Raw genomic sequence first — 22054 nt, 5'->3', positions numbered from 1 at the left:
CCAGTCACTGCGCTGACGTCAGTTCTGACACGAGCCGTGCCCTACACAAGGGCCATGCTCTCCACCTCTTCTGCCTGCGACTGGCGCTCCCTTGTGAGCGACGGGCCGATCTGCTCCGGAATCCCCAATGTCTTTTGACTCCCTCGGCCTTGCCGAGCCGCTGCTGCGTGCCGTGCACGAACAGGGCTACACCGTCCCCACTCCCATTCAGGCGCAAGCCATCCCCATCGTGCTCACCGGCGGCGACCTGCTCGGCGGCGCACAGACCGGCACCGGCAAGACCGCCGGCTTCACGCTGCCGCTGCTGCACCGCCTGATGGCGACGCCGTCGGTGCGCGATGCACGCGGCCGCATGCCCATCCGCGCACTGATCCTCACGCCGACCCGCGAACTCGCGGCGCAGGTGGAAGAGAGCGTGCGCACCTACGGCAAGTACTCCAAGCTGACATCGATGGTGATGTTCGGCGGCGTCGGCATGCAGCCGCAGATCGACAAGCTCAAGCGTGGTGTCGACATCCTCGTCGCCACGCCGGGCCGCCTGCTCGATCACGCGCAACAGCGCACGCTCGACCTGAGCCACATCGAGATCTTCGTGCTCGACGAAGCCGACCGCATGCTCGACATGGGCTTCATCCACGACATCAAGAAGGTGCTGGCACTCGTGCCGGCCAAGAAGCAGAGCCTGCTGTTCTCGGCCACCTTCAGCGACGAGATCAAGGCCCTGGCCGACCGCCTGCTGAACAAGCCGGCGCTGATCGAAGTGGCACGCCGCAACCAGACCAACGACAGCATCGCGCAGAAGGTTCACCCCGTCGGCCGCGAGATGAAGAAAGACCTGCTGTGCCATCTCATCAAAGAGAACGACTGGCACCAGGTGCTGGTCTTCACGCGCATGAAGCACGGTGCCAACCGGCTGGTGGAGCATCTGCTGAAGCAAGACATCAGCGCGATGGCCATCCACGGCAACAAGAGCCAGAGCGCACGCACCAAGGCGCTGGCCGACTTCAAGAGCGGTGACCTGCAGGTGCTGGTCGCCACCGACATCGCCGCCCGCGGCATCGACATCGACCAGCTGCCCCACGTCGTCAACTTCGAGCTGCCGAACGTGCCCGAAGACTACGTGCACCGCATCGGCCGCACAGGCCGCGCCGGCTCGCAAGGCGAGGCAGTCTCGCTGGTGTGCGTGGACGAGAACGGCTTCTTGCGCGACATCGAAAAGCTCATCAAGCGCGAGATCCCCAAGGAGATCATTCCCGGATTCGCACCCAGCCCGAACGAGCGTCCCGAGCCCATCGTGCTCGGCCGCATGACGATCGGCGAAGGCGCCGGCCGTGGCGGTCACCGCAGTGGTGGTGGCGGCGGTGGTGGTGGCGGACGCAGTGGAAACTCCGGCCGTGGCCGCAACGACGGGCGCAGCAGCGAGCCGCGCAACAACGACCCGCGTTCGGCACCGCRCTCACCCGCGCGTGAAGGCGGCCACGCACCGGCTCGGCAAGCCCAGCCGGCCGCTCGCCCGCAAGGCCCTCGCCCCGAGCCACGCCGTGACGGCGGTGGCAGCGGCAAGCCGCCGTCGCGTTTGACCCAGCCCAAGCGCTGAGTACAGTGGCCATCCACGATGGCCGCTGAATCCGCATCCCCACGCGTCGCCCTGCTGGCCGGTAGCACCGGCCTCATCGGCCGGGCCTTGCTGCCCTTGCTGCTGGCTTCTCCGCGTTATGCGCGGGTGCATGCGTTGGTGCGCCGGCCCGCAGGTGACCTGCCCAGCAGCCCCAAGCTGCAGGTGCAGGTGGTCGACTTCCAGTCGCTGCCCGCATTGCCGAAGGTCGATGACGTGTTCATCGCGCTGGGCACCACCATCAAGGTGGCTGGTTCGAAAGCCGCGTTTCGCCAGGTCGACTTTGATGCCGTGGTGAACACGGCCCGCGCGGCCCGCCAGGCGGGTGCCACAGCCTTGGCCGTGGTGTCGGCATTGGGTGCCGACGCGACATCGCGGGTGTTCTACAACCGAGTGAAGGGCGAAATGCAAGACGCCATCGCGGCGCTCGGCTTCGAGTCGGTCGTCATCTTGCAGCCGTCACTCCTGGTCGGTGACCGCTCTGCACTCGGACAGCCCGTGCGCGCCGGTGAAGTGTGGGGTGCCCGATTGATGGGCTGGCTGCCCAGAAGCGTGCGGCCCATCCCCGCCACCCGGGTCGCCGAAGGCATGCTGCGCGCCCTGACCAACCCCGGGCCCGGCATTCAGGTGATCCGGTCGGGCGACCTGCACTGAGCGCACGGCGCTTCAACTGTCACCAGTTGTTAACGAGAGTCACCCAAAGCCCCTGTCGCTTGCAGGTTGTCGCGCTGCTCGGAGCCCAATGGCTTAAAACGTGTACCTTCGGCCAGAACTGTGGAGAAAGTCACATGAGCACCCCCTGGAACACCGCTTGGCAAGGCCCTGACCTCGTCGTTTTCAAGGACGAGAAAGAGGTGGACCGTTTCCCGGCCGCACAGATAGAACGCGTGATCTTTGTGCACCGCGGCAGCGGTGACAAGCCCGGCGACCTCTTGTTCGCACTGGTCGAGCTGCCGAACGAACACATCCTTCTGCCCGCTGAAACCGGCTTTGCAGGCCGCGTGAACTTCGAACGGTTGAGCTTCTGGGCCGAGCGCCAGTGCGTGTACTGGGTTTCTGAACACAAGGCTTCGCTGCCGTCGCGGCTCCGCCGCAGCGTGTGGCTGCTGCGCCCCGGTGCGCCGGCCTATGCACGGCTGCCACGTGCCGAACTCGCCTCGCGCGTTGAGCAATGGCCTCTCGAAGGCCCGCAGACCTGGGAGCAGCGCAAATGGATGCGCATTGCCCTCAGCCGCCCCTTCGCGGGGCTCAACGCCGGCACCACGCAACCCGGTGAATTGGCTGATCAACCGGCACCACGCCGACGCGCCTGAATCTGGTCTGAATCCTCTCGAGGTGCACGTGAAAAAGCCCGGTCTCGACCGGGCTCTGTGCCAACAAAAAACCCGGCCGAGGCCGGGTTTTTCATGCTGAGAGCGAGAACGCTCAGGCAGCCGAAGCAGCCTTCTTCGCAGCCTTGGCCTTCTTGACCTTGGCCTTCTTCTCTGCCTTGGCAGCAGCCGGCTTGGCTTCCTTGGCAGCCGGAGCGGCAGCAGGAGCCGAAGCGGCTTGGGCGAAAGCGCCGAAAGAGAAGGTAGCGGCGATCAGCGCGGCGATGATTTTGTTCATGGTGATGTCCTTTGCAAAGGGTTAAGAGCTTCTTGCTCCCTTGCCACAACGCCGCCTTCAGAACGCCGGTTGACGATGTTTCGACAAATTTTCGGAAATCGCAGGATGCGTCTGCGCTTCATCGAGGCGCAGCACCGGCGTCACGCAGCAATCGACTGAGTCGAAGCGGTTCACCCAGTGCGCCAATGATTCACTCCTGAACTCAAGCTGAAGAAGAGTACGCAAGCTCATCGATTCATCGCTGCCCACCACCAAGCCGAGTGACCAGTGCTGATCGGCCCACTCCGGTTTACTTAGCGTCTCGCACAGCCGTTGCCAGAAGGGCAACTCCAGCGCGCCGACCGCGAGGTAGCGATCGTCGGCCGTGCCGTACACGCCATAGCATGGTGCTCCACCGGAGAGCAGCTCTCGCCCTTGTTGTGGCGGACGCCCCGTGCTCGACAGCGTGATGCGCGCCAACACGTGATGACGCAGCACTTCATGCGTCATCGAGATGTCGACGAAGCGGCCCACTCCATTGCGCTGTGCACCGAGCAAGCCGGCAAGGATGCCGCTGACTGCTGCCTGCGTGCCACCCATCAGGTCAGCGATCTGGAAGTTGGGCGTGATGACTTCGCCGTCGACGCTCGCGCACTGCTCCAGCACACCGGCCATCGCGATGTAATTGATGTCGTGGCCCGCACGAAGCGCCCACACGCCGTGCTGCCCATAGCCGCTGATCGCACACATCACGAGACGCGGATAGCGCGAGTGCAATTCGCCCCAACCCAAGCCCAGACGATTCATCACACCAGGGCGAAAACCTTCGACGAGCACATCGGCCGTCTTCAGCAAGTCGTGCAGAGCGGATTTGCCATCAGCGCTGCGCAGATCCAGCTGACGCAGTTGCTTGCCGTCGTTGAGCTCGCGAAACATCAGGCTCGGTTGCCCTGCGGCTTGCTCTTGCGGCGTGCGCCAGTAGAGGCGAGAGCCGTCCTCCTGCCCCTGCTCTGCAGGGCCTTCGATCTTGATGACCTCGGCTCCCAACTCCATCAGGTGCCGGGTCGCCAGCGGCCCGGGCAGCAGCCGGGTCAGGTCGACAACACGAATGCCTTGCAGCGGCGCAGCGTCACTCAAAGCGCCCTTCCCGCAGCCACTTGGTGGTGACCCACTTTTCGCCCGCCATCACGGGTGCGCCGCCATGCAGCGTGCGGGTCATCGGGTGCGCGCGGTCGTAGCTGAAGAACACCGCATTGCCCTTGACGGGCGCGACCTCGAGGTTCACGTCGGGGAAGGTCGTGGCGCCTCCGCACTCGGGCGTGTTGAGGTAGGTGACGATGGTCGCCACGCGCTGGCCACCACGCTTCAGGATGGTCGGCGTGCCGGCGTGCGCCGGGTCGAAATAGTCGTAGTGCGGCTTGTACTCGGCACCCGGGCGATAGCGCAGCACCTGCAGGCCCTCGCCGTTCTCGACAGGCCAGCCGAGCAGAGCGCCGATGCGCGCTTCGATCCGCGCGCACAGCGCGTTTTCGCCGCGGCCGAAGAACATGCCGTCGCTGGTGCGTGCAACGTTGACTTCGCTCGAACCTGTGCTCGTGACCACCGTTTCTGAGCGCACCAGGCGGGCCCGCGCCAGCTCGACCAGTTCATCGCACTCGTCATGCGACAGCAGGTTGCCGAACACGATGACGCGGGGGTTGCGCAGCGTCATCACGATCTTGATCTCATGGCCGTCGACCACCAGGGAGCTGGGCGCGTCGGTGAGATCGGGCTCGGGCACCGGCACCGGCGAGGGCAGCCCGTTGGCCTGGGCGTGCTCCTTCAGAAAGCCGGCGAGCGTCTCTTCGAGCGCGACCAGGGCCACGTCTTCGTCCCAGCCGCTGGACATCATGGACTTCAGTACGTCGTCAGGCGGCCGGCCGGCCTTGGCCTGGTCGATGATCCATTGACGAAGTTCGGGAGTGATGTGTTGATTCATGTCAGCCCCTCGTCGGCGGCATACCACGGCCGATCCGCCGGGAGGACGCGGGCCGGCTTGGGAGCGGCCCGGCGGTCGGCCCGGACCAAGTCGATGCTGGATATTTCATGCGCTTGATTCTGCCGGATCAATCCTCGATACGACGACGAAATACCAGCCGGTCAGGTTCAGATACCGCGCTTTCGAATCGGTAACCTTCTGACTTGAACTTCACCAGCCCCTCGGGCGCGGTGAGCCGGCGGTCGATCGCGTGGCGAAGCATCAGCCCGCGGGCACGCTTGGCGAAAAAGCTGATGACCTTGTAGCTGCCTCCTGCCGCACTGCTCTTCCAGTCTTCGAACACGCACTCGATGACACGCGCCTTGAGCGTCTTGCGTTGCACCGCGCGAAAGTACTCTTGCGACGCAAGATTGACGATGACCTTTGGCGTGCTGCCTGCCAACTGGCGGTTCAGTTGGCGAACCAGCATGTCGCCCCAGAACTCGTACAGGTTCTTGCCGCGCGCCGTGGCCAGCGCCGTGCCCATTTCCAGGCGATACGGTTGCATGCGGTCGAGCGGGCGCAGCAGGCCGTACAAGCCGCTGAGGATGGACACGTGGTCTTGCGCCCAGGCGAGATCGTCCTGACTGAGCGTGGGCGCGTTGAGCCCTTCGTACACGTCGCCATTGAAGGCCAGCATCGCCGGCTTGCTGTTGGCCGCAGTGAAACGGTTCGACCAGGCGGCATAACGTTCTACATTCAGGGAGGCCAGCGGCGCCGACAAGTCCATCAGCTCGGCGATCTCGCCCTGCGTCTTGGGCTTGAGCACGTCGATCAGCTCGGCCGAATCGGCCAGGAACCGTGGGCGAGTGAGCACCGGTGTGGGCAATGAGCGTTCGTAGTCGAGCGTCTTGGCGGGAGATATCAGAAAGTGCATGCCCCGATTCTCGGGCAACGCATGCCCAGGCCGTAAATCAAGCCGAACTGTGCAATACGCCACTTGTGCACCCGGACACCTTTGACAGAATCGGTTACCACATCCCCCCGTCTAAACCAGCCATGCGCCATACCCATCTCGCTTCCTGGCTCGGACAGATCCTGCTCGGCTTTGCATTCTTTCTCGGCGGCTTCGAGGTCGCCCGCGTCACCTGGGGCACTTGGTGGGAGGTCGCAGGCGCGGGCGCAGCAGCATCGGTGCTGGGCCTCGCGCTGATGGTCTATGCCGAGAAGAAACAACGCCCGCTGCGCATCCTTCGCAAGGCGCGCCGCTCGCTGACGTTCCCGACACAGTGGGCGGTGAAGTTCGACAAGCGCGTGCCGCATGGCGGCGTGATCCCTGTGGCGGTGATCCGCTCGGACGGGGTGCGCTTCGTGATCGACATCCAGGGCTACGGCGATGCCGACTGGAACGACCCCATCATCGGCGAGCCCTTGCTCGTCGGCCCACGGGGCAAGAAATTCAAGTCAGACCCGGTGGGCCCGCTGATGCAGGCCGCTGGCGCCTGGGGTGCGACTGCTGTCTTGTGGTTGCCGGAGGCGAAGACCCCGCGCAACCTTCGTCAAGAGGGCTGCAACCTCATCGTCGTGATGGGTGGGGCACGCGAACTGAAGCATGTGCTTCGCGGCGCAGAGATCGTGCAACGCCACGACAACTCGCTGGAAATGACAATGCCACCCAAGCCGGCTCGCAAGGTGAGCAAGGCGCCGACGGCAGCACCTGAGATGGTCTGAGGCGGCGCGCCTTACTTCTTCGCGTCGCGGACAGTGTCCTTCGCCTTGTCGCCGCCCTTGTCCGCCTGATTGTTGATTTTCTGGGCGGCTTCATCGAGCGACCTGGCAGCCCGCTCCGCCAAGCCTTCATTTGGTTGGCAAGCCGCCACGGCCAAGGAAGCACCAGCAACGTAGAGGTATAGCGTGGACTTGACGTTCATGGCGCCTCCTCGAAGGCCGTCGATCTGTTGAGCGCACTGTAGACAGGAGCTTCGACCGTGTCGCTCGGAAAGCCGCTGTTTCGGCTGTGGGTCCCGTCCTACAAAGCGCTTGGCGTCACCTGAAATCGCGGCTGCGGCTCGCCAGCCCATCGAGCAAGGCAGAGTGGTCGATCACCTTGGTGGCAACCAGGTGCATCACCGCAAATTTCGAATCGCCCTGCCGTTGCCATTGGCCATAGACGGTCATCAGGCGGGCAGCGAGCAAGGGCTTGCGCTGCGACTCGACCACCTTGGGCCAGACGATCACGTTGATGGCGCCGGTTTCGTCTTCGAGCGTGACGAACATCGTTCCCTTGGCCGTGGGTGGCCGCTGGCGGTGCGTCACCAGGCCGCTCGCCCGCGCCAAGCGGCCATGCGGGTAGCTGCGCAGCGAGGCAGCCGTCTGCACCTTGAAGGCATCGAGCTGCTCGCGCAGCAAGGCCAGCGGATGGCGCTTGAGGGTGAGCCCCAGTGCCCGGTAGTCGGCCAGCGTGTCTTCGACCTCTTCCGGAGCCTCCAGCTCGGCGGGCGCTTCGCTGACACGCGTTGAGCGCAGCATGGCCGTCGGCCGGGTGTCGATGCCGGCCACGGCCCAGGCTGCTTGGTGGCGGTGGCCACTGATGGCCTGCAAGGCGTTGGCCTGCGCCAGCGCCTTCAGTTCATGCGCATTCAGCTCGGCACGGCGGGCCAGGTCTTCGACGTTGGTGAAAGCGCCCTGCTCCCGCGCTGCCACGATGCGCTTGCCGCACTCTTCCGACAGCCCCGAGACCCGGTTCAGCCCCAGGCGCACTGGCTGCAGCGGTGCGTGCACCTCGCCTGTGTCTTGCCCACGCGGGCCTTCGAGCGTGGATTCCCAGCCGCTCACCATCACGTTCACCTCGCGCACTTCGACGCCATGCGCACGCGCATCGCGGACCAGTTGCGCCGGTGCGTAAAAACCCATCGGCTGGCTGTTGAGTAAACCGGCCAGGAAGGCATCTGGGTGATGGCACTTGAGCCAGCTGCTGTCGTAGGCCAGCAAGGCGAAGCCGGCGGCGTGACTCTCGGGGAAGCCGTATTCGCCGAAACCCTGGATCTGCTTGAAGATGCGCTCCGCGTACGCTTCGTCATAGCCTTTTTCCACCATGCGGTTGACCAGCCGATCATGGAATGGGCCGAGCCCACCCTTGCGCTTCCAGGCGGCCATGGCACGGCGCAATTGGTCGGCTTCGCCGGCCGTGAAGTCGGCCGCGAGCATGGCGATCTGCATCACCTGTTCCTGGAAGATGGGCACGCCCTTGGTCCGCTCGAGCGCCGGCTTCAATTCGCCGGGATATTCGATCTGCTCATCCTTGAGGCCGCGGTTCTTCAGGTAAGGGTGGACCATGCCACCCAAGATCGGCCCGGGCCGCACGATCGCCACCTGCACCACCAGGTCGTAATACTCGCGCGGCTGCAGGCGAGGCAGCATGCTCATCTGCGCGCGGCTCTCGATCTGGAACACGCCGACCGTGTCGGCCGCGCAGATCATGTCGAAGGTAGGCTTGTCTTTGTCGGGCACGTCTTGCAGCGGTACCTCGCGTCCAAGCTTGTGGCCGACGAATTCGAGCGAGCGCCGCAAGGCGCTCAGCATGCCCAGCGCCAAGATGTCGACCTTCATCAGGCCCAGCGACTCAAGGTCGTCTTTCTCCCATTGGATGACGCTTCGCTTCTCCATCGCCGCGTTCTCGACGGGCACCAGCTGCGACAGCTGGTCCCGCGCAATCACGAAGCCACCGGGGTGCTGGCTCAGGTGACGCGGAAAGCCGATGAGCTGCTGCGTGAGCTCCATCCACAGCTTGATGATCGGCGCCTCGGGGTCAAAGCCGCTCTCGATCAAGCGATCACCATTCAGGCTGCTGACCCGCTCGGTGCCGGGCGGCTCATCCGCCTCGTCTTCCTCCGACGGCCATTCGGGATTCTTGGGGCCGTGATCCCACCATTGAATGCTCTTGGCGACGGCCTCGATGCGCTGCAGGTCGATGCCCAGCGCGCGCCCCACATCGCGCAAGGCCGAGCGCGGGCGATAGCAGATGACCACGGCGGTGAGAGCGGCGCGATGCCGCCCGTATTTGCCGTAGATGTACTGGATGACTTGTTCGCGGCGCTGGTGCTCGAAGTCGATGTCGATGTCGGGCGGCTCCTTGCGTTCGGCGCTGATGAAACGCTCGAACAGCAGCGTGGCCCGGTCGGGGTCGATCTCGGTCACGTGAAGGCAATAGCAGACGGCGGAGTTGGCGGCGCTGCCGCGGCCCTGGCACAGAATCTTCTGGCCTCGCGCCCACTGCACGACATCAGCCACGGTGAGGAAGTAGCGCTCGTAGTCGAGCTGCTGGATGAGGTCGAGCTCATGCTCGATCTGGTCGCACACCTTCTCCGGCAGGCCGCGCGGAAAGCGCTTGAGCGCACCCGCATAAGTGAGCTTGCGCAGGTGACTCGTGGGCGTCTCGCCAACCGGCACGATCTCTTGCGGGTATTCATAGCGCAGTTCGTTGAGGGAGAAGGTGCAGGTGCGGGCCAGCTCCATCGTCTTCTCGAGCCACTCGGCGCGGTAGAGGCTGCCGAGCCTCGACAGCGACCGCAGGTGCGCCTCGGCATTGGGCTGCAGCTCATTGCCGCACTGCGCCACCGAGCAGCCGCGGCGCGTGGCGGTGAGCACATCCTGCAAAGGCTTGCGCGAGCGCACGTGCATCAGCACCCCGCCGGCGGCGGCAATGGGCAACGAGGTTTCCTTCGCCACGCGCTGCACCACCTCGAGCAATTCGTCGTCACCCGCGCCATGGCGCAGCTCGATCGCGATGGTGGCGCGCTCCTGGAACCACCTCTTCAACCACTGGGCATGCGCGAGCACCTCTTCGTACGCTTGCGAAGCACTCGGCACCAGCAACGCCAGGCATTCGGGCAGGCCGGCGAGCGTGGGACCGTCGGGCACCTTGCCTTCCACATCGTCGGGGTGGGCGAGGTAGCGGCCCTTGTCGGCACGCTTGCGCGCCACGGTGATCCAGTGAGACAGGTTGCCGTAGCCACGCCGCGTTTGCGCCAGCAGAACCAGACGCGCATGCGGCTCGCCGTTGAAGGCCGAGTGCAGGCGCATCTCGCTGCCGATGATGAGATGAAAGCCGCGCTCCTTGGCCTCGTTGTGCGCACGCACCACGCCGGCCAGCGAGCATTCATCGGTGAGAGCCAGCGCGCCATAGCTGAGCTCCTGCGCCCGCGCGACGAGCTCTTCAGGGCGGGAAGCACCTGTGAGAAAGCTGAAGTTGCTGAGGCAGTGCAACTCGGCGTAAGACGGCAGCAGGATGGATGACTGCATGGCGCGGCACGGTGGGCAAGGCGGGAACGAAGGCGTCAAAGTGGCATTGAAGGCTGTATGTTTATACAGTATTCTTTTCGTTCCACCTATAGGCTTCTGCCTTGCTGGAGAAATCCCATGCAGCGTTCGAACGCCCTCTCGTCACAGCTGAGCCTGCCCGGGCTCGATGCACCTTCGCCACCATTCAGGCCGGCCTTGATCAGCACGTCGCATGGCACCTTGTTCGGATACACGCTGTTCCTGGCCATCTTTCCCGAGTTCACCGACGCTCGGCAATTCGTTGGCCTCGCAAGCAAGCTGCGCGGCCAGTACGGGCTCCCAGGCAAACTCCTGCTGCAAGATCGTCTGCACATCACGCTGCTGAAGGTGGATGGTTTTGTGGATGAAATCCCTCAGGAGAAGATCGATGCGGCCGTTGCTGCGGCGAGCCGCGTGGACTGCGCGCCGTTCGAGATCACTTTCGACCGCGCAATGAGCTTCAAGGAAAGCAACGCTTTCGTTCTGCGGTGTGACGCGAAGAGCGATGAAGCCATCGCGCGGTTGCGTCAGCCACTCGCTAGGGCGCTGCGGCAATTCGGCCATCGCCCACAATCCTCGAGTACACCTCACATGACAATGTTGTACGACCCGCAGTTGGTCGCCGAGCATGCGATCCAACCCATCCGATGGACGGCCACTCGCTTCGCACTCATCCTCAGTCATGCCGGGCTCGGTCATCATCAATGGATCAAAGAATGGAACTTGGGCTGATCTCAGAACCGAATGAGCCGAGTGGTGCGCCGAGCGGTTCGGCACGCGCGTTGTTGGCGCCGGACTCCTGAGCGGCAAGGCGCCACTGCCATCGAGGTCACATCCCATGCGATACGCAGCGTTCTTCCGAAACCTCAACCTGGGGCGCGCCAACAGCCCGAATCGCGAGCAGTTCGAAGCCGCATTCCTCGAAGCGGGCGCGACTGAAGCAAAGTCGTTTTTGACGAACGGAACGATCGCGTTTCAGGCAAGCGGCATCCGCTCTGCCAAGAAAATTCTCACCGAAGCCTCTGAGTTGATGGGAGCCAGCTGCGGCCTGGTGGAACCTGCGTTCTTGCGCGAGATAACCTACCTCGCCACGCTGGTCGATACACGGCCCTTCAAGTCGATCGACCTCGATTCTGTCTACGACTGCTACGTCACCTTTCTTCACGCCAAGGCCGTGATCCCGCGCAGCTTTCCGCGAGCTTCGCCTCGGGGCGACGTGAAGTTCGTGCAGCTCACCGACTCGGAGGTCTTGTCCGTCTCGTACAAGCCAGGCAAGACGCCGGGCAGCCCGAATGCATTCCTGGAGAAGGCGCTCGCGCTGCCGGTGACCACGCGCGCATGGAACACCGTCGTGCGCCTGGTCGGCAAGCATGCCGACCGTTGACTCCAGATCACTCCGTTGCGACGCGCTTTGAAGCTTCTGATGTGCTTGGTGCTGCTGCCGATTGGCCTGGCAGCCCTCTACTTTGCCGTGGCCTACGCGTTGGTGTTGTGGCCTGTGGGCTCGCACGAACGCACTGAGCCTACGGCGGTGAACGCATACGTCCACTCGAACGGCGTGCACACCGATTTCGTCTTTCCCATCCACACCCAGAGCGTCGATTGGGCGCTCACGTTTCCTGCGGGGCACTTTCCCAAGATCCCGGCCGATGCGGCGTTCATTGCCATCGGCTGGGGAGACCGCGAGTTCTATCTCAACACGCCGCGCTGGCAAGACCTTACGGTGAGCCGCGCGTTGCAGGCCTTGTCGGGCAGCGGGCGTTCGCTGCTGCACGTGACCTACCTGCGTCAGAGCGATTTGCTGGAAGGCAGCCGCCCACTACCGCTCTCGGCAGCGCAGTACGCATCGCTCATGAAGTACATCGACGCCACACTCGTGCGTTCGGAGTCCGGGCAAGGCGTGAACGTGCCGGGCCAGCATTACGGCGAAGACGACGCGTTCTATGAAGCGCGTGGCTCCTACAGCCTCTTCACCACCTGCAATGTGTGGATCGGCCGAGGGCTGCGGCAGGCCGGCGTGAAGGTCAGCGCATGGACGCCGCTGGCTTCGCAGGTGATGTGGCACTTGCGGCCCTAGCAGCTTCGGCGCCTGCAATGCCAGAGACCCTGCACGAACTCAAGCGAAGCGGCCATGCAGGTACCACCCGTCGCGCTCGGCCGACAGCGGCAGCCGCGCCTTATAGAGCCAGACCAACGCGCCCTCGACCGTCTGGGCGATGAAGTAATCGCGCTCGGCCAGGCTGTTGTCCCACCAGCCGTACTCGATGCGCTCGGGCCCGGCCAGCACGTGCAGCATCTGGCCATCGAGCACGGGTCGGGAGTGGCGCTCTTGCAGCGGCAGGGCCTGCGGCAGCAGCCACAGTGGGCGGGTGAGCGGGCGCCTGGGTGCCGTGCCGCGCATGTCTTCACGCCGATGCATGGCGGCTTCACGGGCGCGCAGCCGGATCGGCTCCGCCGGGTGAACGGCCGTGGCTCGCTCGGGCCGATGGTCGGCCACCGCCTCCAGGCGCTGCACCTGGTCGCGCCCCAGGCGGGCTTGCAAACGTTCGATCAGGCGCGTGAGGCCGGCGTGCTCGCTCTGCGGTGTGGCGAAGAGTTCGGTGTTGGGCGGCGGGCGGTGCGAGATGTCGTCCGACTGCAGGCCCAGCTCGAGCGTGGGCGCGGGCAGTTGCAAGGCGCCCAGGCGCTCGCGCAGCAGCGCGAGCATGTGCGCCGCGTCGCGCGAGGGCTCGGCCAAGGCCACCTCGAGCACGGTGACGGCAGGCGACTCGGTGCTGTGGCGCCATCGCGGCTCGTGCTTCATCTGCAAGGTGAAGCGGCGCACGAAGGCATGCTGGGCCGACAGCCAGGCCACCAGGCGAGCCAACAGCACCTGGGCCCCGTAGAGCAACTGCTCGGTGGTGTCGGCCCGGGCAAACAGCTCCAGCTGGCTTTGAAAGACCGGCGGCAAGCAGACGGGCTCGCGCGGATCGGGCCGGTCGCCGAGCGCGCTGTCGAGCTCCTGCAACAGCGCCACACCGAAACGCCGTGACAGCCCCGCGCGCGGCAAGCGGCGCAACTCACCCAGCGTGCGCAAGCCCATGCCTTGCACGGCCTCGCGGTGCTCGCTCCCGGCTGCGAGCAGCCACACGGGTGCAGCATCCAGCGCCTTCTGCAAGGCAGGCCGGTCGATGCAATGCAAACCGTCATGCAAGCGCGACAGCAGAGCCGCCCCTTGCGCCGTGGGCGCGCTCACGCAATGCACCTGGTGGTTCAAGGGGGCGAGCGTGGCCCTCAGCTGCTGGACCAGCGGCTGCAGCCCGCCGAAGTAGCGCAGGCTTGACTGCACCTCAAGCAACACACCATCGGGAGGCGACAGGCTCACCGCCGGCGTGAACGCCAGCGCGGCATGCGCCACGCTCGTCAGCGCCTGGGCATCGCGCAGCTCATCGGCCTGGCCCAGCACCAGGTGAGGCGCGAGCGACAGCGCCGTGGCACGCTTCAGACCTGGCGTCACGCCCAGGGCCAGGGCGCAGGCATTGGCACTGACGATGTGGTGCGCGTCGATCAACGCCAGGGGCTGCCCGGCCTGTGCCGGCGGCAATGTGGCCGCAAACGATTCGAGCGACAGCCATGGCAGATGGAGACCGACCCACAACATGGCAGCCGCAGCCCACAACCGTCACGCCAGGTTGACGAAGGTGGCCGCGCGCAGTGGCTGCGGGGCCTCGGCCAAGCCTTCACTCCAGGCCTGCGCGCGGCGCAGCGCCGATGCAGACAAGACCGGCGGCAAAGCCAGATGCAAAGGCGTAAGCAAGGGCGGCCCGCGCCGCTTGAGCAGGCGCAGCGCCAACTGGTCAGCGCCGGCCGGATGCAAGGCCAGGCGCAGCGGTGCGGCGCTCGCATGGCCTTGCGCCGCCATCTCTCGCAGCACAAAGGCCGGGCCGTCGTGCGCATGCGCGGCCAGTTGCAGCCGGCGCAAGCGCTCGGAGCGCAAGCGCTGAGGCATCCACGCCACCACTGCGCCCACATGGCCGCTCTTGAGGGACTGCTCGAGCGCCCACAGGCGATCGGCACCGGGGCGCACCTGAAGATGCGTCTGGACCACCAGCAGCTGCGCCACGTCGAGCCCCAGTTCTTCCAAGGCGGGGGCAGACACTGCAGCCGGTGGGTCGAACATCATCACCAGCCGGCCTGCTTTCTGCACCGCGGCCAAGCAAGCCGACAGCAAGCGGATCTCGCCGATGCCGGGGTGTGGCAGCAGCAACTCGCTCAACACCCGGCGCGGCCACCCGCCGCCGGGGAGTTGCGCATCGAGCGGGCCGAAGCCGCTAGGCAGTGTGTTGTCGGCGCTGCGGCCCAGCTGATGCGCCAGCCACAAGCTCGGATGCAAGGTCTCCGGAGGCGGCAGCGGCCCGCGCGCCGACTGCACCGGCGCAGGGGCCGGAGGCAGCAGGGAAGTGGGCATCGCATCCATGAGAATACTGTATGTTCATACAGTCATTTATGCAAATGACCCCGCTCTACCCTGGATTGTCTTTGGCAAACAGATGATTGCTTTTGGCAAACATCTGTGCAGAATGCCATCGCATGACGACGACCGACCGCATCGAGACCATTCGCGCCTTCAACCGGTTCTACACCCGCCGCATCGGCGTGCTGCACGAAGGTTTGCTCGACTCGCCCTACACCCTGGCCGAATCGCGCCTGCTGTGGGAGTTTGCCCACCACGAGAACCCCACCGCCACCGACCTGGCCCATGCCCTCGATCTCGACGCCGGCTACCTGAGCCGCCTGCTGCGCAGCTTCAAGGAACGCGGGCTGATCAAGAGCACCCGCTCCAGCACCGATGCGCGCCATGTGCATCTCAGCCTCACCGCAGCCGGCCGCAAGGCCTTCGCGCCGCTGAACACCCGCTCGCGCGAGCAAGTGGCCGGCCTGCTCGGCGCGCTGCCCGAGGCCAGCCAGCAGCAACTGCTGCAAGCCATGGCCACCATCGAACGCCTGCTCGGCGACCAGGCGCCGCAGCATGGCGCGCCGCCCTATCTGCTGCGACCCCATCGCCCTGGTGACATCGGCTGGGTGATCGCACGGCACGGTACCTTGTACGCGCAGGAATACCGCTGGGACATGCGCTTCGAAGCGCTGGTGGCCCGCATTGCCGCCGACTTCGTCGATCGCTTCGACCCCACACGCGAAGCCTGCTGGATCGCCGAGCGCGAGGGCAGCAACGTCGGCAGCGTTTTCCTGGTGCAAGCGCGCGACGAATCGAGCCACGAACCTTTGCCCGGCGTCGCGCAACTGCGCATRCTGCTGGTCGAGCCCACGGCACGCGGGCTGGGCATCGGCGCCCGGCTGGTGGACGAATGCGAGCGTTTCGCACGCCTGGCCGGCTATGAAAAGATCACGCTGTGGACCAACAGCCTCCTGTATGCGGCACGGGGCATCTACAAGAAGGCCGGTTATGCCTTGGTGGCCAGCGAATCGCACCACAGCTTCGGCCACGACCTGGTCGGCGAAACCTGGCAGAAAGAACTGACATGAACTGCGATTGCGGCACGCCTCGCCGCTACGACGATTGCTGCGGCCGCTACCACGCCGGCCCACTGCACCTGCAAGCGCCCACCGCCGAAGCGCTGATGCGATCCCGCTACAGCGCCTTCGTTAGAGACTTGAGCGACTACCTTCTCGCCACCTGGCACCCGAGCACACGCCCATCAGCACTCGATATCAACGAAGCGGGCCTGCGCTGGCTGGGGCTCGAGGTACGCGGCCACCAAATACAAGACAACGACCATGCCACGGTGGAGTTCGTAGCCCGCAGCAAACTCGGCGGGCGCGCCCAGCGTCTGCACGAACTCAGCCGCTTCATCAGGGAAAACAACCGATGGTTCTACGTCGACGGAGACATGCGCTAGCTACCGAGTCCGCCACACCGGCGAAGCGAGGTGATCATCAAGCAACGCCCGCGGATCCGGCTTTGCCGGTCCGCCAGGCGGCGCCCCTTGGGGCTGAGCCTGGACTCAAACAGTCCAGCGGACTGTTTGTGCCTGGCGAAGAGCTGGGCCTCTGGCCCAGCGCGGCCTGCAAGGTGGCAGCGAAACGACTGGGGGGCCCTAGTCAGGCGAATTCCTGCCGCACGCCAGGCGACATCAGCCGGCGAATGATCCAGGCCAGCAAGCCACAAGCGCCCAGCGTGACCACCACCGCCATCACGCGCACGGCAGTGACGAAACCACCGAACACGCCCAGTGCCTGCGGCGGCAAGGCCACCGTGCCCAGCGTGCTGCTGACCACCGACTGCATCATTTCCTGTTGCAGCCACAAGCCGAGCAGGTTGGCGACGATGGCGACCGCCAGCAAAGTGATGAAGGTGCGGCGCGCCCAGTCGAGGCGCAGCAACAGCCCGATGGCTGAGGCCAGCGTGGCCAGCGAGATCACGAGCCCGGTGCCGACGACCCAGGGCAGGTAGTCCATCAGCAGGCCCATCACGCCGGAATTCGCCGGAACGGGCAGCAGCGACGCGAGCATCGCGTTCTGAACCAGCGCCGACAGGCTCGCCAGCATGCCCAGCATGATGAACACCCACGCCGTTGCTGTGACGAACAACGAACGGGCCCCGACAGCGATGGTGATGGGCATGGCAACTCCTCCCCGGAATGCTTGAATTGTCTGGACGCTTCGTGACACTGTCATTCCCCCGCGCATGGGCTCCCCCGCGTTGCAGGGGGGCGTGTGTGAGCCTTTCACCACACCTTCACTCGAAGCGAATAAGTGGCCATCGCCGTACCGAAGCAAAGTCGCTGGGACAATGCGCCTCCGCCGTCTCCGTCTCGTTGCCTCGCCCATGTCCACAGGTGCCCTGTACGCTGCCCTCGCCTTCGCGCTGTGGGGCATCTTCCCGATCTACTTCAGGCAGATCGCCTCGGTGCCTCCGGGCGAGATCCTGATCCACCGCATCGTCTGGTCGCTCGTCTTCGTGATCATGACGCTGAGCGCGCGCCGCCAGTGGGCCTGGCTCAAGCCCGTGCTGCGCCAGCCACGCGTGTTGGCTGCCTTCGCTGCCAGCGCGCTGCTGCTGTCGGTCAACTGGCTGACCTACATCTGGGCGGTCAACAACGGCCATGTGATTGACGCGAGCCTGGGCTACTTCATCAACCCGCTGGTCAACGTGCTGCTGGGCTACACCGTGCTGCACGAGCGTCTACGGCGCCTGCAATGGATGGCGCTGGCCCTGGCGGCTGGCGGCGTGCTGTGGCTTACGGTACAAGCCGGCCACCTGCCGTGGATCGCACTGGCGCTCGCTGGTTCGTTCGGCTGCTACGGCCTGCTGCGCAAGGTGGCCGTGCTGGGCGCACTCGAAGGCCTGACGCTCGAGACCTTGCTGCTCGCGCCCATTGCCGCCGTGGTGCTGGGCATCTGGATGTGGCAGGGCAGCAGCCACTTCCCGTCGGCCGATGCCACGACGAACCTCTGGCTGATCGCCGCGGGCCCCATCACCGCCATCCCCTTGCTGCTGTTTGCGGCCGGGGCGCGCCGCATCTCGCTCACCACGCTGGGCCTCATGCAATACATCGGCCCAACCATCCAACTCGCGCTCGGCTTGTGGTTGTTTCACGAACCCTTCTCGGCCAGCCGGCTGTTCGGCTTCTCGCTGATCTGGCTGGCGCTCGCGATGTACAGCGCGGAGAGCTGGTGGTGGACACGCAGTCAAGTCCCCCGTGTGGCCTGAATAAACATCTCGTGACATAACCGTTGCGAGGGTTTGCACGCGACCGTGTGCTCCCCACTTTGCAGGGCTTACCCTGACCGCCGTCCGCCTACCATTGGCGCTGCTCAAAAGAACTGAAGTACTGCCCCCGTGAACACTGGCACCTCCGAAGCAGACGCGCTTGGCCCGATCAAGAAAGTGCTGGTCCTCCAGTATTCGCAATCCGGGCAATTGACCACCCTCACCGAGCAGATCGTCGCGCCGCTTCGTGCCGACCCACGCATCGCGGTGCAAGTGCAAACGCTGGTGCCGCAAAAGCCGTTTCCCTTCCCGTGGAGCTTCTTCAAGTTCCTCGACGCCTTCCCAGAATCGGCACACCTGTGCCCCCCCGCGCTGCAGCCGCTCTCGCTGACCGGCGATGAAGACTTCGACCTGATCGTGCTTCCCTACCAAGTCTGGTTTCTCGCGCCTTCGCAACCGGTCACCGCCTTCCTCAAGCACCCCGTCGGCCAGCGCGTGCTGCGCGGCAAACCGGTGGTCACGGTGATCGCATGCCGCAACATGTGGCTGTCGGCGCAAGACAAGCTCAAGGCCATGCTGGCCAACGCAGGCGCGCGCCTGATCGACAACGTGGTGCTGATCGACCCCGGTCCCACGCTCGCCACCTTCATCACCACGCCGCGCTGGGTGCTAACGGGCAACAAGACGGGCTTCTGGGGCATGCCGCCTGCCGGGCTCAACGACGAGCAAATCAAGGGCTCGCGCCGCTTCGGACTCGCCTTGCGCGACGGCTTGCTGAACGATCGCGAAAAGGGCAGCGCACCACTGCTCAGCGGCCTCGGCGCCGTCGAAGTCGAGCCCCGGCTCTATTTCAGCGAACGTGCGGGTACCCGCGGCTTTTTCATCTGGGGCAAGTTGCTGCTTGCCGTAGGCGGCCCCGGCGCGTGGCAGCGCGTCCCGGTGCTGGCGTTGTACGTGACCTTCCTCATCGTGATGATCATCACGCTTGTGCCGGCGAGCCTCGGCTTGCAGGCGCTGTTGCGGCCCTTCATGGGCAGGTGGCTGACTAAAATCAAGACTCAGTATGAGCAGCCCTCGGGCTCGTCCACGGAACGCAGCCACATCTATGAGGACTGAAGTCTTTCTCACGCGAACGGGCGCCTTCCTTCCCTTTGCGCCCGTCGGCAACGAAGAGATCGAAGACGTGCTCGGCCGCGTGGGCGGCAAGCCATCGCGCGCAAGACGCATCGTCTTGCGCAGCAACGGCATCCAATCACGCCACTACGCCATCGACCGCGCTACCGGCGAGCCGGCGATGACCAATGCGCAACTCACTGCAGCGGCCATCCGTGCGATGGGCGACATCGGCCACGTTGACTGCCTCGCCACCGGCACCTCGCTGCCCGATCAGCTGATGCCTAACCACGCAGTGATGGTGCACGGCGAACTCGGTTGGCCGCGACTCGAAGTGGTCTCGTGCGCCGGCATCTGCCTGGCTGGCACGGCGGCGCTGAAGCATGCGTGGCTGTCGGTGCGCGCTGGCGAGTCGCAGCGCGCGGTGGCCACCGGGTCCGAACTCGCTTCGCCGATCCTGCTCGCGCGCAATTTCGACGCCGAGGTCGAGCAGAAGCTCCAGGCACTCGAACAGCGCCCCGAGATCGCGTTCGAGAAAGACTTCCTGCGCTGGATGCTGTCCGACGGTGCAGGTGCGGTGCTGCTCGAAACCGCACCGCGCGGCCCGCTCTCTCTGCGCATCGACTGGATCGAGCTCTCGTCCGCTGCGCACGAGCTGCCCGTCTGCATGTACGCTGGCGCCGACAAGAACGAAGATGAATCGCTGCGTGGCTGGCTGCGCTTTTCCACGCACGATTGGCAGGCCAAGTCGGTGTTCTCGGTAAAGCAGGACGTTCGCCTGCTCAACGACAACATTGCCCGTGCCATGCGCGAGTCGCTCGCCGAGATCATGAAGAAGCGCGAGCTGCGAGCCGACCAGATCGACTGGTTCCTGCCGCACCTTTCATCACAGTATTTCGTGCAGGTCGTGCTCGATTCGTTGGACGTCGTAGGCCTGCCGATTCCCCGTGAGCGCTGGTTCAGCAACCTCACGAGCAAGGGCAACACCGGCTCGGCCTCGCCCTTCATCATGCTCGATGAGTTGTTCCGCTCAGGGCGCATCAAGCCAGGACACAAGCTGCTGATGTTCGTCCCGGAAAGCGGCAGGTTCTCCAGCGGCTTCGTCTACATGGAAGCGGTTTGATGGCCCCCAGTCGCTCCGCTCCTGCTCCCAAGGGGCGCCACCCATCGGCCCGGGGAACCCGTGCTTCGGGTGTGGCTCTGTGCGCACCACTTCGCTTGCTTGCTATTGCTAATGGACATTGAATCTGTTCCTCAAGAAGGCAACGCGACCTTGGGCGGCCACCGCAAGGCCATGTACGCCAAGGACGCCAACGGCCGCATGGTGCTCGCGCCATCGGCCGGGTGGGAGGCCGAAGAGATCGTCACCAGCCATGCCGTCGAAACCATTCACGCCCAGGCCGAACAGGCACGTGAACGCGTGAAGGCCGGCGTGAGTTCGCCGCTGGAGTTCTGGATGTACGAGCGCCGCATGGACGTGCCGCTGCTGTCGCAGACCAGCGGCTTCTGGCAATGGCGCGTGAAACGCCACCTGCGGCCCGAAGGCTTCGCCAGCTTGTCGCTCAAGCAGATCGAACGCTATTCCGAAGCCCTCGGCATTTCGCCAGCCGCTCTTCAAAAGTTGCCATGAGTTTTCAGCACCAGCATGCGGCGCATTGCGAAAGCGGCGTCATCTCGAACCTGCTGCGCCACCACGGCGTGCCGATGTCGGAGAGCCTGGCCTTCGGCCTGTCTGCAAGCCTGTCGTTTGCCTACCTGCCCTTCATCAAGATCAACGGCCTGCCGGTCGTTGCCTACCGTGCACTGCCGCGCTCCATCATCAAGGGATTGATGGCACCGCTGGCCGCGCGCTTTCGCTTCGAGACCTTCCGCACGCCGCTGGCCGGCCAGCAACGCCTCGATGCCTTGCTCGCAGACGGGCAGATCGTCGGCATGCAGACCTCCGTCTACTGGCTGCCCTACTTTCCGCCGGACATGCGCTTTCACTTCAACGCGCACAACCTGCTGGTCTACGGCAAGGACGGCGACGACTACCTGATCAGCGACCCGGTGTTTGAAGAGCCGGTGCGATGCGCCAGCGCCGACCTCTCGCGCGCCCGCTTTGCCAAGGGCGCACTCGCACCGAAGGGCCTGCTGTACTACCCGAAGTCCATCGACCGCAAGAGAGTGACGGGCGAGTCCGTGCGCGCTGCCATCCGCAAGAACTGCCGCGCCATGCTCGCGCCCGTGCCCATCGCCGGCGTGCGTGGCATGCGGCTGCTGGCCAACAAGGTCCAGAAGCTGCCGGCAGGCGCGCCGCACAGCGCCGACTTCATCGGCCACATCGTGCGCATGCAGGAAGAGATCGGTACCGGCGGCGCGGGCTTCCGCTTCATCTACGCCGCCTTTCTGCAAGAGGCCGCCCAGCTCGCGCATCTGCCAGTGCTGGCCGAATTCTCCGAACGGCTGACGAACATCGGCGACGGCTGGCGTGCCCTGGCGCTGAAGGCCGCACGCATGGTCAAGGGCCGCGAGCCCGTCGATCCACCCGCCATCGCCGCCAAGCTGCGCGAGCAGGCGGCGCAAGAGGAAGCGTTCTTCCGCGAACTCAGGACCGCAGTGCGCTAAGAGGGTATGAACAAATCCGACATGCCCGCTCGTTCCGCCAGATTGCACCCACTCTGCGTTGCAAATGCTCGCCGTAGCCCGAGCTACGGCTGTGCTTTGCGCCTTGATTGGCCGCAATCCGGCGGCCCGCTCGGGCACGCCGGAT

23 protein-coding genes are annotated in these 22054 nt (G+C 65.1%); 14 read left to right on the top strand and 9 right to left on the bottom strand.

The features are described from left to right. The first annotated feature begins 127 nt into the window (after positions 1-127). The 3 genes from AC1DYS_RS21790 to AC1DYS_RS21780 all read left to right on the top strand — a co-directional run bounded on the left by AC1DYS_RS21790 (position 128) and on the right by AC1DYS_RS21780 (position 2928). Positions 128-1597, top strand: a complete 1470-nt coding sequence (locus AC1DYS_RS21790) for a DEAD/DEAH box helicase (protein ID WP_477903025.1) — start codon at positions 128-130, stop codon at positions 1595-1597. An 18-nt stretch (positions 1598-1615) separates the two neighbouring features. Next, positions 1616-2269 (top strand): NAD(P)H-binding protein, encoded by a 654-nt coding sequence (locus AC1DYS_RS21785; protein ID WP_477903023.1) that lies wholly within the window; start codon positions 1616-1618, stop codon positions 2267-2269. Between the two features lie 134 nt (positions 2270-2403). Next, complete coding sequence (locus AC1DYS_RS21780) at positions 2404-2928, top strand: hypothetical protein (protein ID WP_047483554.1); 525 nt, start codon at positions 2404-2406, stop codon at positions 2926-2928. Between the two features lie 112 nt (positions 2929-3040). Here the strand turns inward: AC1DYS_RS21780 and AC1DYS_RS21775 are convergent, their stop codons facing one another. The 4 genes from AC1DYS_RS21775 to yaaA all read right to left on the bottom strand — a co-directional run bounded on the left by AC1DYS_RS21775 (position 3041) and on the right by yaaA (position 6096). Then, positions 3041-3223 (bottom strand): hypothetical protein, encoded by a 183-nt coding sequence (locus AC1DYS_RS21775; RefSeq protein ID WP_047483552.1) that lies wholly within the window; start codon positions 3221-3223, stop codon positions 3041-3043. 57 nt (positions 3224-3280) lie between these two features. After that, on the bottom strand, positions 3281-4339 hold the full coding sequence (locus AC1DYS_RS21770) for a CaiB/BaiF CoA transferase family protein (protein WP_477903021.1): 1059 nt from the start codon (positions 4337-4339) through the stop codon (positions 3281-3283). Continuing rightward, positions 4332-5180: a 2OG-Fe(II) oxygenase gene (locus AC1DYS_RS21765; RefSeq protein ID WP_477903019.1), complete on the bottom strand. Its 849-nt coding sequence runs from the start codon at positions 5178-5180 to the stop codon at positions 4332-4334. The genes AC1DYS_RS21770 and AC1DYS_RS21765 overlap by 8 nt, the downstream gene beginning before the upstream one ends. A 127-nt stretch (positions 5181-5307) precedes the next feature. After that, positions 5308-6096 (bottom strand): peroxide stress protein YaaA, encoded by a 789-nt coding sequence (gene yaaA / locus AC1DYS_RS21760; RefSeq protein WP_477903017.1) that lies wholly within the window; start codon positions 6094-6096, stop codon positions 5308-5310. A gap of 122 nt (positions 6097-6218) precedes the next feature. On the opposite strand from yaaA, the gene AC1DYS_RS21755 reads away from it, so the two are divergent. Next, positions 6219-6890 (top strand): hypothetical protein, encoded by a 672-nt coding sequence (locus AC1DYS_RS21755; protein WP_477903015.1) that lies wholly within the window; start codon positions 6219-6221, stop codon positions 6888-6890. 11 nt (positions 6891-6901) lie between these two features. Here the strand turns inward: AC1DYS_RS21755 and AC1DYS_RS21750 are convergent, their stop codons facing one another. Both AC1DYS_RS21750 and AC1DYS_RS21745 read right to left on the bottom strand, forming a co-directional pair. After that, positions 6902-7090, bottom strand: coding sequence for a hypothetical protein (locus AC1DYS_RS21750; RefSeq protein WP_477903013.1), 189 nt, complete (start codon positions 7088-7090; stop codon positions 6902-6904). 115 nt (positions 7091-7205) lie between these two features. After that, positions 7206-10460: an error-prone DNA polymerase gene (locus AC1DYS_RS21745; RefSeq protein ID WP_477903011.1), complete on the bottom strand. Its 3255-nt coding sequence runs from the start codon at positions 10458-10460 to the stop codon at positions 7206-7208. A 117-nt stretch (positions 10461-10577) separates the two neighbouring features. Here AC1DYS_RS21745 and AC1DYS_RS21740 point away from each other — a divergent pair, with 117 nt between their 5' ends. The 3 genes from AC1DYS_RS21740 to AC1DYS_RS21730 all read left to right on the top strand — a co-directional run bounded on the left by AC1DYS_RS21740 (position 10578) and on the right by AC1DYS_RS21730 (position 12555). Beyond that, complete coding sequence (locus AC1DYS_RS21740; protein WP_477903010.1) at positions 10578-11210, top strand: 2'-5' RNA ligase family protein; 633 nt, start codon at positions 10578-10580, stop codon at positions 11208-11210. Positions 11211-11316: 106 nt separating this feature from the next. Continuing rightward, positions 11317-11862 (top strand): DUF1697 domain-containing protein, encoded by a 546-nt coding sequence (locus tag AC1DYS_RS21735; RefSeq protein ID WP_477903008.1) that lies wholly within the window; start codon positions 11317-11319, stop codon positions 11860-11862. Positions 11863-11901: 39 nt separating this feature from the next. Then, positions 11902-12555 (top strand): TIGR02117 family protein, encoded by a 654-nt coding sequence (locus AC1DYS_RS21730; RefSeq protein ID WP_477903006.1) that lies wholly within the window; start codon positions 11902-11904, stop codon positions 12553-12555. A 39-nt stretch (positions 12556-12594) separates the two neighbouring features. Here the strand turns inward: AC1DYS_RS21730 and AC1DYS_RS21725 are convergent, their stop codons facing one another. Then, positions 12595-14118 carry a Y-family DNA polymerase gene (locus tag AC1DYS_RS21725; protein ID WP_477903005.1) on the bottom strand — a complete coding sequence of 508 codons (1524 nt, stop codon included), beginning with the start codon at positions 14116-14118 and terminating at the stop codon, positions 12595-12597. A gap of 21 nt (positions 14119-14139) precedes the next feature. Continuing rightward, positions 14140-14925, bottom strand: coding sequence for a translesion DNA synthesis-associated protein ImuA (imuA, locus tag AC1DYS_RS21720; protein ID WP_477903003.1), 786 nt, complete (start codon positions 14923-14925; stop codon positions 14140-14142). Positions 14926-15047: 122 nt separating this feature from the next. Here imuA and AC1DYS_RS21715 point away from each other — a divergent pair, with 122 nt between their 5' ends. Then, positions 15048-16001 (top strand): bifunctional helix-turn-helix transcriptional regulator/GNAT family N-acetyltransferase, encoded by a 954-nt coding sequence (locus tag AC1DYS_RS21715; protein ID WP_477903001.1) that lies wholly within the window; start codon positions 15048-15050, stop codon positions 15999-16001. Next, positions 15998-16375: a YchJ family protein gene (locus AC1DYS_RS21710; RefSeq protein ID WP_477903000.1), complete on the top strand. Its 378-nt coding sequence runs from the start codon at positions 15998-16000 to the stop codon at positions 16373-16375. Before AC1DYS_RS21715 ends, AC1DYS_RS21710 begins: the two co-directional genes overlap by 4 nt. 202 nt (positions 16376-16577) lie before the next feature. Here the strand turns inward: AC1DYS_RS21710 and AC1DYS_RS21705 are convergent, their stop codons facing one another. After that, on the bottom strand, positions 16578-17099 hold the full coding sequence (locus tag AC1DYS_RS21705) for a hypothetical protein (protein WP_047483527.1): 522 nt from the start codon (positions 17097-17099) through the stop codon (positions 16578-16580). 205 nt (positions 17100-17304) lie between these two features. On the opposite strand from AC1DYS_RS21705, the gene rarD reads away from it, so the two are divergent. The 5 genes from rarD (at position 17305) to darH (ending at position 21909) form a co-directional block, all read left to right on the top strand. Beyond that, on the top strand, positions 17305-18189 hold the full coding sequence (gene rarD / locus AC1DYS_RS21700) for an EamA family transporter RarD (protein ID WP_477902998.1): 885 nt from the start codon (positions 17305-17307) through the stop codon (positions 18187-18189). A gap of 129 nt (positions 18190-18318) precedes the next feature. Further along, a complete protein-coding gene (locus AC1DYS_RS21695; RefSeq protein WP_477902996.1) occupies positions 18319-19305 on the top strand; it encodes a dialkylrecorsinol condensing enzyme in 987 nt (328 codons plus the stop codon). Beyond that, positions 19295-20425, top strand: a complete 1131-nt coding sequence (locus AC1DYS_RS21690) for a beta-ketoacyl-ACP synthase III (RefSeq protein WP_477902994.1) — start codon at positions 19295-19297, stop codon at positions 20423-20425. Before AC1DYS_RS21695 ends, AC1DYS_RS21690 begins: the two co-directional genes overlap by 11 nt. A gap of 111 nt (positions 20426-20536) precedes the next feature. Then, positions 20537-20932, top strand: a complete 396-nt coding sequence (locus tag AC1DYS_RS21685) for a DarG family dialkylresorcinol biosynthesis protein (RefSeq protein ID WP_477902992.1) — start codon at positions 20537-20539, stop codon at positions 20930-20932. After that, on the top strand, positions 20929-21909 hold the full coding sequence (gene darH, locus AC1DYS_RS21680; RefSeq protein WP_477902990.1) for a BtrH-related acyltransferase DarH: 981 nt from the start codon (positions 20929-20931) through the stop codon (positions 21907-21909). Before AC1DYS_RS21685 ends, darH begins: the two co-directional genes overlap by 4 nt. Positions 21910-22054 lie beyond the last annotated feature (145 nt).

It is taken from the genome of Rhizobacter sp. P2_G4 (genome assembly GCF_056403575.1).
The sequence above is the reverse complement of the archived record's forward strand: the minus strand, read 5'-3'. Positions and strand labels throughout refer to the sequence as shown.

Coding starts and splice junctions, on each gene's coding strand:
- AC1DYS_RS21755 (WP_477903015.1), top strand. CDS start 6,219: ATGCGCCATACCCATCTCGCTTCCTGGCTCGGACAGATCCTGCTCGGC.
- AC1DYS_RS21745 (WP_477903011.1), bottom strand. CDS start 10,460: ATGCAGTCATCCATCCTGCTGCCGTCTTACGCCGAGTTGCACTGCCTC.
- yaaA (WP_477903017.1), bottom strand. CDS start 6,096: ATGCACTTTCTGATATCTCCCGCCAAGACGCTCGACTACGAACGCTCA.
- AC1DYS_RS21735 (WP_477903008.1), top strand. CDS start 11,317: ATGCGATACGCAGCGTTCTTCCGAAACCTCAACCTGGGGCGCGCCAAC.
- AC1DYS_RS21690 (WP_477902994.1), top strand. CDS start 19,295: ATGAGGACTGAAGTCTTTCTCACGCGAACGGGCGCCTTCCTTCCCTTT.
- AC1DYS_RS21785 (WP_477903023.1), top strand. CDS start 1,616: ATGGCCGCTGAATCCGCATCCCCACGCGTCGCCCTGCTGGCCGGTAGC.
- AC1DYS_RS21705 (WP_047483527.1), bottom strand. CDS start 17,099: ATGCCCATCACCATCGCTGTCGGGGCCCGTTCGTTGTTCGTCACAGCA.
- AC1DYS_RS21765 (WP_477903019.1), bottom strand. CDS start 5,180: ATGAATCAACACATCACTCCCGAACTTCGTCAATGGATCATCGACCAG.
- AC1DYS_RS21780 (WP_047483554.1), top strand. CDS start 2,404: ATGAGCACCCCCTGGAACACCGCTTGGCAAGGCCCTGACCTCGTCGTT.
- imuA (WP_477903003.1), bottom strand. CDS start 14,925: ATGCCCACTTCCCTGCTGCCTCCGGCCCCTGCGCCGGTGCAGTCGGCG.
- AC1DYS_RS21710 (WP_477903000.1), top strand. CDS start 15,998: ATGAACTGCGATTGCGGCACGCCTCGCCGCTACGACGATTGCTGCGGC.
- AC1DYS_RS21775 (WP_047483552.1), bottom strand. CDS start 3,223: ATGAACAAAATCATCGCCGCGCTGATCGCCGCTACCTTCTCTTTCGGC.
- AC1DYS_RS21730 (WP_477903006.1), top strand. CDS start 11,902: ATGTGCTTGGTGCTGCTGCCGATTGGCCTGGCAGCCCTCTACTTTGCC.
- rarD (WP_477902998.1), top strand. CDS start 17,305: ATGTCCACAGGTGCCCTGTACGCTGCCCTCGCCTTCGCGCTGTGGGGC.
- AC1DYS_RS21725 (WP_477903005.1), bottom strand. CDS start 14,118: ATGTTGTGGGTCGGTCTCCATCTGCCATGGCTGTCGCTCGAATCGTTT.
- AC1DYS_RS21685 (WP_477902992.1), top strand. CDS start 20,537: ATGGACATTGAATCTGTTCCTCAAGAAGGCAACGCGACCTTGGGCGGC.
- AC1DYS_RS21740 (WP_477903010.1), top strand. CDS start 10,578: ATGCAGCGTTCGAACGCCCTCTCGTCACAGCTGAGCCTGCCCGGGCTC.
- AC1DYS_RS21750 (WP_477903013.1), bottom strand. CDS start 7,090: ATGAACGTCAAGTCCACGCTATACCTCTACGTTGCTGGTGCTTCCTTG.
- darH (WP_477902990.1), top strand. CDS start 20,929: ATGAGTTTTCAGCACCAGCATGCGGCGCATTGCGAAAGCGGCGTCATC.